Source organism: Candidatus Thioglobus sp., from assembly GCF_028599055.1.
In the GTDB taxonomy this organism is placed as follows: domain Bacteria; phylum Pseudomonadota; class Gammaproteobacteria; order PS1; family Pseudothioglobaceae; genus Thioglobus_A.
On sequence record NZ_JAQRMS010000167.1, the window covers coordinates 1 to 2,338 of the forward strand.

The window sequence follows — 2,338 nt, forward strand, 5'->3', positions numbered from 1 at the left end:
AAAACAGTTTTTATTGGCCTTGGAAAATAATAATTGATGGTTGTTTATATTTATATAAAGACCACTTGAAATAAATGTTATCATTACCTTGTAACTTGAGGAACGCTAATGAAAAAAATTTATAACTTATGGGTAAGCTACTGTCCAATTCCTAAATTGTTAAAACTTAAGCCTAAAACAGTCAAACTAAGCTAGCACTAGTCAGCATTACTTATTACTAGCTTACCAAGCATATCACCCTGTTCAATTAAGGTGTGTGCTTGGGTGATAGTATCAACACTAATCGGACTCAAACGTTGAGTTAAGGGCGATATTAACTCGCCCTGATCAATTAATTTAGCAACCGTGTTAAGCAATTTATGCTGCTCAATCATATCATTGGTTTGAAACATGGCACGGGTAAACATCATCTCCCAAACCAGGGTAATACTTTTAGCTTTTAATAAGTTAAGATCGTACGCCTCACGTGCATTGGCCAACAAGCAAATGCTACCTTGCGGATTAATAATCTCTAGCATTGACCCAAAATAATCATCAGGCACACCCATACACAAAATATAGTCAGGGTTTGGTAACGATTGTTGGCTAAATTGCTCGGCTAGATTTTGATGATCCAAAACAACATTTGCACCCATCTTTACGCACCAATCTTTTGATTCTGTTCGTGAGGCAGTGGCAATGACATTTATGCCAATCACTTGCTTGGCAAACTGAATGGCCATTGAACCAACACCGCCAGCTGCACCAATTAACAATAGGGTTTTATCTTTATCTGCTTGAGTAATTTTTAGACGATCAAATAATGACTCCCAAGCGGTAATACTGGTGAGCGGCAAAGCAGCGGCCTGCGCAAAATTAAGCGTTTTCGGCTTAAGCGCAACAATTCTTTCATCAACCAGTTGATGCGTTGAATTAGAGCCATCGCGAGTGATATCGCCGGCGTAATATACTTCATCGCCTACCTTGAATAAACCCACTTGATCGCCCACTGCGCGTACCACGCCAGCGCAATCAAAGCCTAAAATTTTAGGGCTAGATGCATCAACAACCGTTTGTTTAACTTTACTATCAATTGGATTAATAGAAATGGCCTTAACTTCAATGAGTAAATCCTGACCTTGAGGATCAGCAAGCGTATGCCCAAACTCAACAAATTCACTACCATTGTAGCCAATTGCTTGCATATTATCGGCGCGTGTTGCGCTCAATGCGAAGCATGGCTAGCATCATCACAAACATAATGAAAAAACCCAGCGCCATAGCAGCCATCGATAATGACATAAAACCAGTCATTTGATCCTCTCTAGCAGAACCAATTCTCATTAGATTTTGCTGAGTTTGCTGATCAACTTGACGGGTAAATTCTTGATCATACCAATTTAGAAAATCATCGATATTAACCTGATTACCACCCACGTTAACCAATTGTTTGGTTAACTTATCCAAGGACTTTACATAGCTTAACTGTAAAGGTTGTGGGTAAGCGTTTGACTTAATTTTAATCATCACTTTAATTTTAAACTGCAGATCAGCCTGAGTAATCACCCCTTCTGGCAAGGCTTGTAGATTGGTAATAATGCGCTCAATATGCGCATCAAATTCGCTGGTAAAGGTTGGCTGAGATTTAGCTGGAATGCTAGCAGCAACATCATTAGGCTGATTAATATTTAAACTAATTGGATTTTGATATTTGGCCAATTCAATGACGGGCGGTTTAATTTCATCGGTGGCTCGACTGCTAATTTTCTCATAGCCAAAAAGACCTAAAAATACAATCAGTGCCAATGATAGTAGCGCAAACACAAAGCCTAGTTTGTGAACAATGCTATAAAACCCTCTTTCAACTATATTGCTCATAATATTATTCGCCTTTTAAAATAGTTTTAGCGCCTTGTGCAATCAGCTCATCAGCTAATGCCACACCCAAGGTTTCAGCTTCATCAACCGTACCTGAAACCTGGTGTTTTAAAATAACACCAGAATCCACATTACCCACCAAACCTGTTAGTGTTAACCGGCTATCTTTAATGGTTGCATAACCAGCAATTGGCACCGAACAGCCACCTTCTAGGCGCGCATTCATCGCTCGTTCACTTGTGACTCGATAGGTAGTTTGCTCGTCAATTAAAGGTTTAATTAACTCAAGCACTGCCTGATCATTTTCACGTATCTCAATCCCCACTGCACCTTGGCCTACAGCTGGCAATGATTCAATAGCAGGAATTTCTTGCTTAATACGATCTTCAAACTTAAGGCGAATCAACCCCGCACAGGCCAAAATAATCGCATCATATTCCCCATCATCAAGTTTTTTAAGACGCGTATTTACATTGCCACG

Annotated in this window: 3 protein-coding genes; all 3 read right to left on the reverse strand. The window is 39.7% G+C overall.

Going from position 1 to position 2,338, the window contains the following annotated elements; translation table 11 throughout:
• Positions 1–197 precede the first annotated feature (197 nt).
• Positions 198–1,184 carry a zinc-binding alcohol dehydrogenase family protein gene (locus tag PSN35_RS07150; RefSeq protein ID WP_300031465.1) on the reverse strand — a complete coding sequence of 329 codons (987 nt, stop codon included), beginning with the start codon at positions 1,182–1,184 and terminating at the stop codon, positions 198–200.
• Between the two features lies 1 nt (position 1,185).
• On the reverse strand, positions 1,186–1,857 hold the full coding sequence (locus PSN35_RS07155) for a hypothetical protein (protein WP_300031468.1): 672 nt from the start codon (positions 1,855–1,857) through the stop codon (positions 1,186–1,188).
• Between the two features lie 4 nt (positions 1,858–1,861).
• The coding region (locus tag PSN35_RS07160; RefSeq protein ID WP_367183417.1) for a hydroxymethylbilane synthase at positions 1,862–2,338 on the reverse strand (477 nt) is incomplete at its 5' end.

Bases quoted from the DNA above. Each gene is read 5' to 3' on its own strand.
- PSN35_RS07150 (WP_300031465.1), bottom strand. From the start codon at position 1,184: ATGCAAGCAATTGGCTACAATGGTAGTGAATTTGTTGAGTTTGGGCAT.
- PSN35_RS07155 (WP_300031468.1), bottom strand. From the start codon at position 1,857: ATGAGCAATATAGTTGAAAGAGGGTTTTATAGCATTGTTCACAAACTA.